The 13,767-nt window shown below is 54.8% G+C and carries 15 protein-coding genes and 2 pseudogenes; 6 read left to right on the forward strand and 11 right to left on the reverse strand.

What is annotated here, in order from left to right; all coding sequences use genetic code 11:
* Window positions 1-80: 80 nt before the first annotated feature.
* Window positions 81-452 carry a reverse transcriptase domain-containing protein gene (locus F6R98_RS22105; protein ID WP_228124890.1) on the reverse strand — a complete coding sequence of 124 codons (372 nt, stop codon included), beginning with the start codon at window positions 450-452 and terminating at the stop codon, window positions 81-83.
* A 5-nt stretch (window positions 453-457) separates the two neighbouring features.
* Here F6R98_RS22105 and F6R98_RS22110 point away from each other — a divergent pair, with 5 nt between their 5' ends.
* The 4 genes and pseudogenes from F6R98_RS22110 to F6R98_RS14670 form a co-directional block, all read left to right on the forward strand.
* Window positions 458-718: a hypothetical protein gene (locus F6R98_RS22110; protein ID WP_228124891.1), complete on the forward strand. Its 261-nt coding sequence runs from the start codon at window positions 458-460 to the stop codon at window positions 716-718.
* Window positions 719-1,391: 673 nt separating this feature from the next.
* Window positions 1,392-2,132, forward strand: coding sequence for a tyrosine-type recombinase/integrase (locus F6R98_RS14660; protein ID WP_153248777.1), 741 nt, complete (start codon window positions 1,392-1,394; stop codon window positions 2,130-2,132).
* Window positions 2,132-2,299: a hypothetical protein gene (locus F6R98_RS22530; protein WP_265588152.1), complete on the forward strand. Its 168-nt coding sequence runs from the start codon at window positions 2,132-2,134 to the stop codon at window positions 2,297-2,299. Before F6R98_RS14660 ends, F6R98_RS22530 begins: the two co-directional genes overlap by 1 nt.
* Window positions 2,296-3,234 (forward strand): annotated as a pseudogene (locus F6R98_RS14670) (IS91 family transposase); the annotation flags it as partial. The gene F6R98_RS22530 and the pseudogene F6R98_RS14670, both read left to right, overlap by 4 nt.
* Window positions 3,235-3,271: 37 nt before the next feature.
* On the opposite strand, the gene tnpC reads toward F6R98_RS14670, so the two are convergent.
* From tnpC to tnpA, 3 genes are all read right to left on the reverse strand, one after another.
* On the reverse strand, window positions 3,272-4,864 hold the full coding sequence (gene tnpC / locus F6R98_RS14675; protein WP_153251037.1) for an IS66 family transposase: 1,593 nt from the start codon (window positions 4,862-4,864) through the stop codon (window positions 3,272-3,274).
* Between the two features lie 169 nt (window positions 4,865-5,033).
* The gene (gene tnpB / locus F6R98_RS14680; protein ID WP_153249230.1) at window positions 5,034-5,342 is read right to left on the reverse strand and encodes an IS66 family insertion sequence element accessory protein TnpB; all 309 of its coding nucleotides are present in this window, start codon (window positions 5,340-5,342) and stop codon (window positions 5,034-5,036) included.
* On the reverse strand, window positions 5,330-5,656 hold the full coding sequence (gene tnpA, locus F6R98_RS14685) for an IS66 family insertion sequence element accessory protein TnpA (protein ID WP_153249229.1): 327 nt from the start codon (window positions 5,654-5,656) through the stop codon (window positions 5,330-5,332). Before tnpA ends, tnpB begins: the two co-directional genes overlap by 13 nt.
* A gap of 72 nt (window positions 5,657-5,728) precedes the next feature.
* Between tnpA and F6R98_RS14690 the strand changes: the two are divergent.
* A pseudogene (locus F6R98_RS14690) lies at window positions 5,729-5,881 on the forward strand (IS91 family transposase); the annotation flags it as partial.
* A 419-nt stretch (window positions 5,882-6,300) separates the two neighbouring features.
* On the opposite strand, the gene F6R98_RS14695 reads toward F6R98_RS14690, so the two are convergent.
* Both F6R98_RS14695 and F6R98_RS14700 read right to left on the reverse strand, forming a co-directional pair.
* Window positions 6,301-6,642 carry a hypothetical protein gene (locus F6R98_RS14695; protein ID WP_153249689.1) on the reverse strand — a complete coding sequence of 114 codons (342 nt, stop codon included), beginning with the start codon at window positions 6,640-6,642 and terminating at the stop codon, window positions 6,301-6,303.
* 144 nt (window positions 6,643-6,786) lie between these two features.
* Window positions 6,787-7,632 (reverse strand): reverse transcriptase domain-containing protein, encoded by an 846-nt coding sequence (locus tag F6R98_RS14700; RefSeq protein WP_228124892.1) that lies wholly within the window; start codon window positions 7,630-7,632, stop codon window positions 6,787-6,789.
* Window positions 7,633-7,637: 5 nt separating this feature from the next.
* On the opposite strand from F6R98_RS14700, the gene F6R98_RS22115 reads away from it, so the two are divergent.
* Window positions 7,638-7,898, forward strand: coding sequence for a hypothetical protein (locus tag F6R98_RS22115; protein ID WP_228124891.1), 261 nt, complete (start codon window positions 7,638-7,640; stop codon window positions 7,896-7,898).
* A gap of 599 nt (window positions 7,899-8,497) precedes the next feature.
* Here F6R98_RS22115 and F6R98_RS14705 read toward each other — a convergent pair.
* The 5 genes from F6R98_RS14705 to lnt form a co-directional block, all read right to left on the reverse strand.
* Window positions 8,498-9,157, reverse strand: coding sequence for a GIY-YIG nuclease family protein (locus F6R98_RS14705; protein ID WP_153249690.1), 660 nt, complete (start codon window positions 9,155-9,157; stop codon window positions 8,498-8,500).
* A 465-nt stretch (window positions 9,158-9,622) separates the two neighbouring features.
* Window positions 9,623-10,741: a PQQ-dependent sugar dehydrogenase gene (locus tag F6R98_RS14710; RefSeq protein WP_194269960.1), complete on the reverse strand. Its 1,119-nt coding sequence runs from the start codon at window positions 10,739-10,741 to the stop codon at window positions 9,623-9,625.
* Between the two features lie 25 nt (window positions 10,742-10,766).
* Window positions 10,767-11,108 carry an iron-sulfur cluster insertion protein ErpA gene (gene erpA / locus F6R98_RS14715; RefSeq protein WP_153249691.1) on the reverse strand — a complete coding sequence of 114 codons (342 nt, stop codon included), beginning with the start codon at window positions 11,106-11,108 and terminating at the stop codon, window positions 10,767-10,769.
* A gap of 418 nt (window positions 11,109-11,526) precedes the next feature.
* Window positions 11,527-11,952: a septal ring lytic transglycosylase RlpA family protein gene (locus F6R98_RS14720; RefSeq protein ID WP_153249692.1), complete on the reverse strand. Its 426-nt coding sequence runs from the start codon at window positions 11,950-11,952 to the stop codon at window positions 11,527-11,529.
* Between the two features lie 282 nt (window positions 11,953-12,234).
* Window positions 12,235-13,743: an apolipoprotein N-acyltransferase gene (lnt, locus tag F6R98_RS14725; RefSeq protein ID WP_194269961.1), complete on the reverse strand. Its 1,509-nt coding sequence runs from the start codon at window positions 13,741-13,743 to the stop codon at window positions 12,235-12,237.
* Between the last annotated feature and the right edge of the window lie 24 nt (window positions 13,744-13,767).

Below are 13,767 nucleotides of genomic sequence, written 5' to 3' on the forward strand. Positions count from 1 at the left end.
GCCGGGCATCTCCCCGGCTTAGCGTAAACCCTAAAAATTTCCGGTTCCATGGCCTGTCCACCGCACTTTTTCGTTCATTTTCATCCGAGTACCACGTTGGCCGGTACCGGCGATAGGGGCCCGCCTTGCGGCACGCCCTGCGTTGTCGGTACGATAAGGGTGTCGATGCGCACGCCCGTTTTCAGGTAGGTGTTGATCAGGCGCAACAGCGCTCGATCCGGTACGTGACGTTGAAGACGGTTCATCAGCCGGTCATGGTTGACGCGGTCGAAGAAGGCCTCCAGGTCCATGTCCACCACCCAGCGGTAGCTGTCGCGGACTTGCTTCTGTATTTCGCGCACGGCCTGATGGGCCGAGCGTTCGGGACGAAAGCCGTAACTGTGACGGTGAAAGTGCGGTTCCCATTGCGCGCTGACAACTTGCGCAATGGCTTGCTGGATAAAGCGGTCCACTGCCGTTGTATACCCAGCGGTCGGGTTTTTCCATCGGCTTTGGGTATCTCCACGCGCAATACCGGCTTGGGGCGATACACGCCTGCTACCAGTTGCGCGCGGATTTCCAGCCAGTGCTGTTTGAGGTAGACCGGGAGTTCTTCGACGGTCATGCCGTCGATTCCCGGCGCGCCTTTGTTCTGGCGGACTCGCTTGAGGGCGCGCTGCAGGTTGTCGCGTGCAAGCACGCGTTCCAGCAATCCGACAGGGTTTGCGGACTCGGATAATTCAGACTCTCCAACACCGGGTTCATCGCACGGCTGGGCCGCGCCCGGCTCAGGCCGGTTGTCAGATGCTATCCCGTTGTTCTTCATCTCGATACCCTCGTCGTTCATCGTTCGGGCCTTCGACTGGGGCCAACCAGCCTACTATGCCCTCGGCTGACTCCTGCCCGGCGGTCAGAATCGCTTGCGCGTTTCTCAGTGCGGCTTTGCCGCACACCGGGCAGGCCTCCCGCGGTAAGACACGAAACTTTCCTCGCGTAGACGCCGGATTTACAAAATACATCCCTATCGCAGATGGAGGGCTTTATGGTCACGTGCCCACTTGCCCCGAATGTATCACGCCTCATATCCGGTTTTTGTTCATCGCCCCGCGATTTCGCCTTGGACTTCCTCCAGACCCCGCCTCGCGACGACGCCCTTGCCCTTTGGCTAACCTTCGGCTCTGCGTAAACCTGGTATCGGGACTTTCACCCGACTAGTTTCGTGCCATGCACGGCACACACGTTTGAATTAAGGGGCGCCGTTAGGCGTCCCGCTTGAATGATTGGTTGGACGAAGCCGCTACGCGGAGAAACAGCCCATCCCCAGCAAGTTCGCATTCCAGTGCACGCTCAAAAAGATGAAAATGCAACCTCATCCCCGGCTCGGGGTTTTTTACTCATGAGGACGTATCGTAATGAAACCACATTTCCCCAGAGATTTCGAACAAAACTATCAAACCCTTCTCAAGCGACTTAAACTCAATGGCTTGCAACCCAAAACGATCGAAGCTTATTCTCGCGCCGTGCGTCGGGCGGGTGAGCGTTTCGCGTTTCAAATTGACGCATTGACCGAACAGCAGTTAACCGATTATTTCGCCGAACTGCTGGCATCCCACTCATGGAGTACCGTCAAACTCGACCTTTATGGCCTCAGGTTTTACTATGAGCATGTGCTGCACCAACCCTGGGTTGCGCCCGATCTGATCAAGCCGCCCAGATCGCAGCAGTTGCCTGATATTGTGACGGTCGAGCAAGCCCAACAAATCTTCGCGGCCACGCGCGTACTCAGTTACCGCGTGTTTTTTTATACCCTTTACAGCATGGGGTTACGGCTCGGCGAAGGACTGCGGCTGCAAGTCGGCGATATCGACGCGACGCGCCAGCGTGTGCATATCCGCGATGCCAAGGGCAACAAGGATCGTTTCGTGCCGCTACCCGTCGCCACTCTGCGGGTACTGCGCCGCTTCTGGCAAGTCCATCGCAACCCGATATTGTTATTCCCCAACCGGCTGGGCGGTCTGAAGCAGGCCCATCGTGCCGTCACGCCCCTCGACCGTGGCGGTGTGCAAAACACCTTGCGTATCGTAACGCAGGCCTGCGGGATTAAAAAAAACTCACGCCGCACAGCCTGCGCCACAGCTACGCAACCCACCTGATCGAAGCGGGTGTCGATCTGCTCGAAGTGCAGCAGATTCTCGGCCACCACTCCATACTCACCACCACGCGCTACACCCGCCTCACCCACCGCACCCAGGACAATGCCAAAGCACGCATCGACGCGCTGATGGATCGGATCGCAATCGGCTGGGGGAAAGTCAAATGATCCGGCTGGCCGATATCATTCAGACTTTCGAAGCCGAGTTTTTGCAACAATACACCGGCCAACTCCTGGCGGTCCAACGCAACGCACTCTCCGCGATCAGGAACTGCCGCAGCGCCATAAGCCCAAAAATGCAGGCTGAATGCAGCGACTGCGCACATCAAATCCGGGTGCCGCACTCCTGCGGACACCGCAGTTGCCCGCATTGTCAGGCGCACGAATCGCAGCGCTGGATCGAACGACAGGTCGAAAAATTAGTGCCGGGCGACTATTTTCTGATCACATTCACCCTGCCGGCAGAACTGCGCCCGCTTGCCTTGAACAACCAGCAGGCCATATACCCACTGATCCTGCAATGTGCCTGGGACACGATACATAGCTTCAGCCAAAACGACAAAGCGCTGCAAGGCACCCCCGGGGCTGTCGCCGTATTGCATACCCACTCACGCGCACTGGATTACCACCCGCACACGCATCTGGTCGTACCCGCCGCAGCGATTGACAGCAAACGGCGGTTATGGCGCACCAAAAAAGCGAAGTACCTGTTCGACCACAAAGCCCTCGCCAAAGTATTTCGCGCCAAAATGCTGGATGGCATCCGACAAGCCGGGCTGGGCTTACCCAGGCGTTATCCGGAAAAATGGGTGGTTGATTGCAAAAACGTCGGCACGGGCGAAAAGGCATTGGTTTATCTGGGGCGTTATCTGTACCGTGGCGTGATACCGGAAAAGAACATCCTCCGCTGCGAAAACGACCAGGTGACGTACCGCTATCAAAACAGCAAAACCAAAAAGATAGAGCGCAGAACGGTCAGCGGTGTCGCGTTCTTACGCATGATACTGCAACACGTTCTACCCAAAGGCTTCCGCCGCGCCCGCAACTTCGGCTTTTTACATCCCAACAGCAAACGGCAGATCAAACTGCTGCAATTGCTCTTGAATCGTAAGCGCGTAACGCCACCATCTATTCCTGCGCTTACGCCTGCGGTTTAATATCCATAACGGCAAAGGGCAGCAACTCATCAATACGGCTGTTGGGCCAGACCGGCAGTTTTTCCAGCGTGTCTTTCAACCAGCGCGCCGGGTTAAGTCCATTGAGTTTGGCTGTGCCCAATAAGGTCTGTATTGCGGCGGCGCGTTGACCTCCACGCTCGGAACCGGCGAACAGCCAGTTCTTTTTGCCGATGGCAATAGGACGAATGCTGTTTTCCACCGGGTTGTTGTCGATCGGCAGATGGCCGCTGTCGGCATAGCGGATCAGGGCAGGCCAGCGTTTGATTGCGTAATCCAGCGCTTTGGCGGAGCCGCCGCCGTTGGCAGTACGCGCGCGGGTTTCGATCAGCCAGTCATGCAGGGCTGTTAGTTCGGGCTTGCTTTTTTCCTGGCGCAGTTGCTTGCGTGCTTCGATGTCCATCGTTTTGCCTTCGCCTTCTATCGCGTACAGCCTGGCAATACGCTGCAGGGCTTCCAGCGCCATCGGGCAGCTATTGGCTTTATGCAAATCGAAGAATTTCCGGCGCGCATGCGCCATGCAGCCCAGTTCGATACAGGGCTGCGCGCCCTCGCGGTCGGCAGCAAACAGGGATTTGTAACCGCCATAGTCGTCGACCATGAGGTGACCGTGCCAGTTGCCGAGGAAGTGGCGCGCATGTGCGCCGCTACGTCCGGGCTGATAGTCGAAGACGATGATGCGAGGCCCCGGTTCCAGATCATTGCTGCGGTAGGCCCACAGGTAGGCCTTTTTGGTTTTGCCGTTGCCGGGATCGAGTTGCGCCACCGGCGTCTCATCGGCGTGTAGGGCGTTGCGCTGCAACAGATGCCAGGCAAGCCGGTCTACCAGCGGTTGTAACGCCACACCGACACGACCAACCCAGTCTGCCAGCGTCGAACGCGACAGGATCACGTCGTCGCGCGCGGCGATCTGTTCAAGACGATAGAGCGGGAGATGATCCTGGTATTTGCCGATCATCACCCAGGTGAGCAAGCCGACCGCCGCCATGCCGCCATCAATAATGGCGGGTGCAATCGGCGCAGCCTTGACCGTCTCGCAGGCCTTGCACGCGTATTGCGGGCGGATATGGCGGTGGACAAAGAATTTGGCCGGTTCGACATCCAGCTGTTCGGTGATGTCTTCGCCGATTTTGACCAAGTCTTTACCGCACTGTCCGCACAGGCAGGATTCCGGTTCGTGACGGTGTTCGATGCGCGGCAAATGTTCTGGCAGCGGTTGACGGCCTGCGCGCGGACGCCTGGGTCTGGCGACGGTGGTGCAGGGTTGTTCTTCGACCAGCTGTTCGACTTGCGCTTCAACGGCGGAGAGGTCTTCGTTCCAGGTGTCTTCGAACAGATCGCGCTGCACAGCGGGCAGTGCTTCGCTTTTGACGCTGAAGCGGGTGCGGCGCAGGATGCTGAGCTCCAGGGTCAGCGCCTCGATCTTGATGTCCTTGATACGAATTTCATCGTCCTTGGCTTTCAGCGTTGCGTCGAACTGCTGTTCAGTTTCCTGCCGCGCCTGTTCGATCAACGAATCGATCGCCGATGCCAGCTGTGTTTTGGCCGCTGCTTCCAGATTCAGTTGATCGAGTTTAGCTTGTAAATTCATGGTGTTATTATACCCGATGCTCGGTAGGGAGTCACGCTGAAACCCGCATGAATGCTGGGTTTCAGCAGGTTTTTACGGAAAATGCAGGCGCTGTTCAAGCCCGTAAATCCGCCGACGGGACAGACGACAAGCGCCGTCAATCGACCCCGGCAATCAGCCATTCCCATTGCGCGACTGTGAGAGAAACACAGGGCTCTCCCGCCTTCGGCCCAATAAAGCGGCCCTCGTGCAAACGGCGCTGACATAACCACACTCCGGTGCCGTCCCACAGCAATACTTTGATGCGATTACCCGCACGATTGCGAAACACGAAGGCCGACCCCGCGCAAGGCGCATGTCCCAGCACCTGCTGCACATGGCTTGATAAACCGTCGATGCCGCGACGCATATCCACCGCCGCGACACTGAACCAAATCTGGACGGGATGAGCGATCAATCCAGACATTGCAGCAGCTCCGCCAACCAGCGAGGAGAAGTCGACGTTGAGAGTTCCAGGGTGTACCCCTGTCTTGTCCGCAATAGCAGCGCATGCGCCGCCGGTTCAGCTACTTTATCAATCGATACCGGCAAAAAACCGGCGCGCGAAGGTGAAAGAGGGCGAACCGCGGATGCTTCGGCATCCAGATGCCGCACCCAGTAGTTGAAAGTAGCCGGCTTCAGCTCGTTCCGACGGCTATATTCGACCTGACTCAGGCCGCTGGCTCGCCACTGCTCGATATGGCGTATCTGCTCTGCTTGCTTGTTATTCATGCTATTCATGCTTCGACTCCTCAAGGAAAATGCAAAGCATGACGGAAGACTTATTTTTTATGTAGACGGGACGACTGGACGCTTACCTTGAATCGGATACCCGATCCGGTATGGGTGGAGCCGAAAAAACGCCCGACGCTATGCTGCCCTTGTTGTGGCGGGGAAATGAAGATCGTGCGCACCGGCATCAAACCGGGATACGACCGCTTCACAATGGCGGAAGGAGCAGGATAGCGGGCAGCAACAGCGGAGATGAACATGTAATCGCATCCACCCACCCGCGCGTCCCGTTACCGGCTCTGACTTCAGGCGCGGAAGGACGCGGCTGGCCTGAAAATGGTCTAAACCGGGAGAATTCCACAGGGAAAGCTCGGTTCAATAAAAGCGTTGCTGCAACGGCAATGATGAAAAGGATAGAAAGGGCGCGAATGATGACCGAGCGCCCTCGAAAACCGAACTGCCCCAAAAGCTATTTCCATAGGAACCTCGTATCAACCGGGCTCGTCCAACAAACGGTTCAGATTGTGGCTCGCTTCGCGATCACAATCTAACCTTACTCGTTAGGCCGAAATAGCCAACAACACTGAATCTAGCAATGAACAGAAAAGCCAGAGGCGAAATCAGTGCGTATCATTTATTTGCTGCGCATGTATTTAGCGAATTACCTCAATATATTTCTCGCTTTGTTCAATAGCTACCCCAGATTTTACAAAAATCTGCCCAACTACATGTACATAGCATGGATGATTCTTTGCATGTTCAGGAAAATGTTCGCGAAAATAGTTTCCATCATATTTTTCTCCTAAACTAATGGGTTTAAAGCAGTTTTCAAGCATCTCCCAAGTAACTTTTATGTAATTTAACTCGCCAACTTGTACTGTAATAACCTCTTCGTCTATAGATTTAACTATGCGATATTCTGACTTATTTGTATTAATATCTGTGTTTTGTACAATTTCTGATTCAATAAGTTTTTTTGCTGACGCCCAATCCATCTTAATTCTCTCATTTTTACTATGTACCTTGACGATCCATTGCCTAATCGGGATAGGAAGAAGCCTCGCGGCCCCTCCCCCCCACAACACCGGACATACGGGTCACGTATCCGGCGTTTCGATGATCGACAATTCTGCCATGCTTTAGCGCGTAACGCATAAAGATGGCAGCCCCATGTTGCTGAACGTTTTCGCCGGCAGCGCAAGATTCAACGCCGGTGTTTTCGATAGCCGCCACGGCCCGTGCGCGGATTTGCTGGTATTCCAGGCTTCCCGCACCGTTACGCCGCGTTTGCGCAACTCCCGATATCCGGCGCTCCCCCATTGTTTCCACTGGTAGCATCTCAGTCGGCGTCGTATCCACTTGTCGATCTCCCGCAGAGGGCTCAGTACTTCGGCGATGCCGAAATACGCTTTCCAACCAAGCAGGGCGGTTCTTAGCTCGGCGATGATGTCGATCAAGCGGCGGCCTCGGGTTCGACGCGTCAGGTCGCGAATCCGGTTTTTGAGTTTCGCCAGTGACGGTTCCGACACTTTGAGCCGGGCATCTCCCCGGCTTAGCGTAAACCCTAAAAATTTCCGGTTCCATGGCCTGTCCACCGCACTTTTTCGTTCATTTTCATCGAGTACCACGTTGGCCGGTACCGGCGATAGGGGCCCGCCTTGCGGCACGCCCTGCGTTGTCGGTACGATAAGGGTGTCGATGCGCACGCCCGTTTTCAGGTAGGTGTTGATCAGGCGCAACAGCGCTCGATCCGGTACGTGACGTTGAAGACGGTTCATCAGCCGGTCATGGTTGACGCGGTCGAAGAAGGCCTCCAGGTCCATGTCCACCACCCAGCGGTAGCTGTCGCGGACTTGCTTCTGTATTTCGCGCACGGCCTGATGGGCCGAGCGTTCGGGACGAAAGCCGTAACTGTGACGGTGAAAGTGCGGTTCCCATTGCGCGCTGACAACTTGCGCAATGGCTTGCTGGATAAAGCGGTCCACTGCCGTTGTATACCCAGCGGTCGGGTTTTTCCATCGGCTTTGGGTATCTCCACGCGCAATACCGGCTTGGGGCGATACACGCCTGCTACCAGTTGCGCGCGGATTTCCAGCCAGTGCTGTTTGAGGTAGACCGGGAGTTCTTCGACGGTCATGCCGTCGATTCCCGGCGCGCCTTTGTTCTGGCGGACTCGCTTGAGGGCGCGCTGCAGGTTGTCGCGTGCAAGCACGCGTTCCAGCAATCCGACAGGGTTTGCGGACTCGGATAATTCAGACTCTCCAACACCGGGTTCATCGCACGGCTGGGCCGCGCCCGGCTCAGGCCGGTTGTCAGATGCTATCCCGTTGTTCTTCATCTCGATACCCTCGTCGTTCATCGTTCGGGCCTTCGACTGGGGCCAACCAGCCTACTATGCCCTCGGCTGACTCCTGCCCGGCGGTCAGAATCGCTTGCGCGTTTCTCAGTGCGGCTTTGCCGCACACCGGGCAGGCCTCCCGCGGTAAGACACGAAACTTTCCTCGCGTAGACGCCGGATTTACAAAATACATCCCTATCGCAGATGGAGGGCTTTATGGTCACGTGCCCACTTGCCCCGAATGTATCACGCCTCATATCCGGTTTTTGTTCATCGCCCCGCGATTTCGCCTTGGACTTCCTCCAGACCCCGCCTCGCGACGACGCCCTTGCCCTTTGGCTAACCTTCGGCTCTGCGTAAACCTGGTATCGGGACTTTCACCCGACTAGTTTCGTGCCATGCACGGCACACACGTCTGAATTCACCGGCCTGCGCGGCTTTTCGCGCAGGTCCGGTGGAATGATGGGTTAGGCGCAAGTTCTCAATCAGCACGTTCTGCATTTCCCCTAGTGCTACTTGATTTTAAGTTGCTCCAATTTCCCACCCGGGCCTTCCCATTCCTTTGCAATCTGTAAAGCGACCTCTTTGGGAAAAATGTCTGAAACCATGATCCAGTCGTATTCATCCAATGTCGCTAGCAACGTTGCGTTGTGCTCAACCACATCTGGAGTAACCGTGTCCGGTGTCTTAAGTCCTTCTAGGGGAAGTTCCTCCTCTGAGTATTCCTCTACCCCATTGAGGCATCTGCCAATCTTTAAGTAGCATGAGCCAGGGACGGTAATCATTCGAATACTAAAAATATTTGGATCGAGAAACTTAGGAAATCGCGATCTAAGCATTGGCAGAGCATCGTCGATTGCGGCGGGTAGAGCTGGGGCGACGGGATATTTCTGTGCGATATCAATCAATGCACAAATTGCTAGTTTCGGTGGCACATAAAAGAATTCCCTTCTCTTATTAACGCGATAGGCAGAGAAGTGTGCGTGAATTTCTCTTTCAGCCTCATCTACGTCATTAACGAGCATGTCGTACAGGACAATAAAGTCGGTCGGGACACCTGTAGCTGAAGAAATATTGCGAGCTCGTCTCTCCGAGGTGTCTTCGGTTAGCCCAATCTTGACCATATTGGGGAATGACGGGTTCAGCAGAACATAGATGAAGCCATTGGCCATTATGATTTTCTGTTAGTGCTTGAGTTTTGTATGTGGCGCCTAACGTTTGACGTGAGGGGCGGCCGGAGCCGGAGGGAACCCAAAGCGCAGCCTTGGGCCGTCCCGCTCGACGGAATTGTTGGGCTCCACGCTCTCACATCCAAATATCCACTTGGTAGTATCCAGCAGGGATTCAGCATATTTGTTACCCCCATTGAGTCACAGATACTGAGTCGCCCTCTCTCTAAGAAGAAAAACGGATCAACGAAGGCTCGAACACAGTCAGAGAACTCGTTAATCGCGTGAGTCAGATTCATCAGAAGCGCGAAATTGTTGCTCTGCCATGCTTCAGAGCGACCCGCGTATTGTGCGTAGTCGTCACGCCAGACCTTCTTCCAAGTCTTATCCTCTTGATAGAAACCCGCATCTGCACGCGGCGATGCAAGAGTCATATAGTGATCTGCATAGAAGAAATATAACATCCCGCTACCGGTAACTAATCCGGTAGACCGCACCGGCCAGATCGTCGGAAACCAGCAGCGCGCCGTCCGGCATTTCCAGTATATCAACCGGACGCCCGGAAGCCTTGCCATCGGCATGCAGCCAGCCCGAGGCGAAAACCTCTTCAGCTACCGGTTTTCCATCCTTGAACCGCACCAGCGCCACGCGATAGCCTTGCGGCTGCGTGCGGTTCCACGAACCGTGCTGCGCGACAAACAACTGACCTTGATAATTGGCGGGGAACTGTTTGCCCTGGTAGAAACGTATGCCCAGCGGGGCGACATGCGCCGGAAACTTCCAGGCCGGCGGCTCGAACTCAGCACAGGCATGCTGCCCGCCGTATTCGGGATCGGCGATATTGCCGGCATGGCACCATGGGTAACCGAAATGCTGGCCTGCATGCGCCACATGATTCAGTTCGTCCGCCGGCGCGTCGTCGCCGAGATAATCGCGTCCGTTATCGGTTGCATACAACTCGCCGGCTCCGGGCAGCCAATCGAAGCCTACCGAATTGCGTAAGCCTTTGGCATAAACTTCGAAACGACTGCCATCCGGATTCATCCGCGTCAGAGCGGTAAATATTTCGTTTGAAGGAAGACAGATATTGCACGGCGCGCCTACCGGCACGTAAAGCTTATGGTCGGGTCCGACGCGCAGGTATTTCCAGCCGTGGTGTTTTTCGTTCGGAAAACCGGAATACACCGGCTCGAACGACGCGTTGCCGTCCAGATGACGCACCACGTCCTTGATCTTGATGATGCGATGCAGTTCGGCTATGTAAAGATCGCCCTGATACCAGGCTACCCCGTTGGGAACATTGAGTCCCTGAATGATCGTGCGCACCGTTTCGGCATGCCCATCGCGATCCCTGTCCTGCAGGGCATAGACATTGCCTTCGGTCATGGTGCCAACGTAAACCGTTCCATCGTCACCCAGTGCAAGCGATCTGGCGTTGGGGGTCTGGTCGGAATAGCGCGTAATATGAAAACCGGCCGGGACGTCGATTCCCGGAATATCTCCGGGCAACGCTTCCGCCTGAACCAGATGCGATAGTCCCAGCAATGCAAGAGGCGACAGTACGGCTATAAATCGCGATTTATACATATCAGCCCCTTCGATAGGACATTACCTACACGGAAAACGAAGAACCGCAGCCGCAGGTAGTGCTTGCATTAGGATTACGGATCACGAATTGAGAGCCGGAAACGTCTTCCTTATAATCGATTTCCGCGCCGCTCAGGTATTGTATGCTCATTGCATCAATCAAGACCTTCACGCCGTTTTTCTGAATTTCGGTATCGTCTTCATTGGCCGACTCGTCAAACGTGAATCCGTATTGAAAGCCGGAACACCCGCCGCCCTGCACATAAACGCGCAGCATCAAATCAGGATTACCTTCTTCGGCAATCAACTCGCTGACTTTGGCCGCAGCAGTATCGGAGAAAATGATGGATTCGGATGATTGCGTCATAATGAGACCTGCAGGATGTTTATTGAAGGTTGATTTTGTCAATTCCAAGTATTTAAGTCAACTTTACCACAGGCCAATGCCGGATAAGGCTATGTTCTACCCCAAAGCTTACCAGACCTTGGCGAACCCTCTCCTGCCACGCGCTATCCGTGTCCCCGCCACCTCGATAAACTTTGGGGAGCTTTACGTGGGTTCGGATATGCTCAGATAACGACTTAGACGGAACAAGAGTTACCAGGATTCAGCTCAGCAATTTCCTCCCATGCCCAGCTGTGCCGGAATGCCGCCCGGCGGTTGCACTGAGGCTCAGCCCATGGCGGGCAGCCTGCGGCCTTACCGGTTAACGTGTCCCCCAAGCCCGCGCATCCACCGGAAACCAGGCTGGATATAAATACCGGGAAGTTATTTTAGCCATATCCTAATCGGCATTACCCCAGGCAAGCACCTCAAGCTCCACCCTGGCGACGCCGGAACGCATCATATCCAGTTCTCGCGCTGCGCGCGTGGAAATATCGAGAATGCGGCCGCCTCCTAACCTGTTATGGTCGTTGATTCTAACTTCGGTACTTTTGAAGTTGCGCAAATTGGTTATCCGAATCAAGGTTCCAAACGGCAGATGAGCATGGCACGCGGTCAATGCATCCTTGTTGTAGCGCTCTCCGTTCGCAGTGCGCCGGCCATGAAAACGTTCGTGATAAAAAGACGCGACTCCCATCTGTTTATGTTTACGTTTCTCGACCGTGTTGCGCTCTACAATTGACAGCTCCTCGCCATGCACACCCAAACAAGATAAAAACAACCCCAATGCGAATAAAAATTTACTCGCCCATTTATAGCGTAACATCCGATACCCCCCTAGTCTGAAAATCAGACCGAGCACCCAAAATAGCGGCTATCCCTGGATTTCCAAAAATCACATTGATAGCCGCCTTCAACGAAGGGAATCTCTAAAAACTCGAAAAATCCTTTTCCCAGCAAGACCGTATTTCAGGTAATACTTTGAAATCAACAAAATACACACTCAGAAACACCAGCCTTCTCCTCAAAACTGCTGCTAGCCGCTCATCCTGAGCAGCATTTTTGAATGCATCAGCTTTGCCATTTCTCCACAAGGGAGAGGGAGTTTTTAGAGGTTCCCCATAACAGTTCCCCTACCCAGATAACGAAATTTATATCTGAGGATAAGCAAGGCTAACACAATCAGCAATGGTAATGTCACCAATAAATTCCCAAACCGGACATAAGGCGTACTGCCGACCATGGGTTGAACACTCCCTTTCAACGCCGTACGCTCGAACAATGGCGCTACGCCGAGCAGACTTCCTCGCTCCGAAATTATCGCCGTAACCCCGGTATTGCTTGCTCTCAGCAGATAGCGGCCCGCCTCCAGCGCGCGCAAGCGCGCCATCTGCACATGCTGAAAAGGCGCAATTGAGCGCCCAAACCAAGCGTCGTTGGTAACATTAACCATATACGCGGCTTGGGGCAAGCCAAAACGGGAATCGTCGGCAAAAATATCTTCGTAACAGATCGAAGGCGCGAACAAAAAGCCTGCCGCCGTCAACGGCGATTGCCGCGGGGAGCCTTGGGTGAAATCGGCCATCGGAATCTGCAGTATATCCAATAGAAATCCCAGCACCCGGCGTAACGGCACATACTCGCCGAATGGGACAAGATGGCGCTTGAAATACCAGCCCTGCTGTTCTCCCAGGCTTATCAGCGCGTTGTAGTTCCGTTTATCGCTAAAATCGAAATAGGGAATACCTATCAGCACATCGCTGCCGCGCGCATGCGCTTCCTGCTGCAGCTTGTTCAGAAACACGTCCTTGACCTGATGATAAAACGCCGGTACTGCCGTTTCAGGCCATATCACCAAACGCGCATCGAGATTTTGGCGCGTCAAATCACGATAAAGCATCAAGGTTTCACGTTGCGATTCAGCCTGCCATTTCACATCCTGAGACACGTTCCCCTGCAACAGGGCAACGGAAAAGGGCTCTCCGGCCGCGCGTGTCCACTCGATCTTACTCAAACCGTAACTGACGGCCGGAATGATCAGTAATATCGACAACCAGGCATGGCGTGCGGATCCGCGAGCTGCAATCGCCAGCACTGCGGTACCAGCCATCACCGCAACAGCAAGACCGGCGCCATAGACCCCGGCAATCGGCGCCACGCCTTGCCCCAGAACGGTATCGACCTGACTGCCCCCGGTTTCCAGCCAGGTAAATCCGGTCAAAAACCAGCCTCTAAACCACTCGCACAAAATCCAAAGCCCCGGAAAAACCATCACAAGCCTGACTCGTTTAGATACATGAGAGAATAAGCGTGACGACAACCATCCCGCTAACGCGGGATACAAGGCCAGAAACAGGATAAAAGCCACGCTCAGCAATCCGGCGGCAAGGACACTGGCTGCAGCATAATCGTGCATGCTGATATATATCCACGATACGCCGATGCCGAATTGGCCCACGCCGAACAGATAGCCGCGCAAAAAAGCCTGCTTGGGACTGGCATTCAGCCAGACAAAAAAAAGCAGAGCGAGAGAAGGCAACGCCACCCAGGGAGCTTCGAATGGAGAAAACGCAAACGGGAACAGCATGCCCCCCAACAACGGGAGCAGCAAATTCATCCGAGCTTTATTTCCCGGTAACGC

Source organism: Candidatus Methylospira mobilis, assembly GCF_009498235.1.
Classification (GTDB): domain Bacteria; phylum Pseudomonadota; class Gammaproteobacteria; order Methylococcales; family Methylococcaceae; genus Methylospira; species Methylospira mobilis.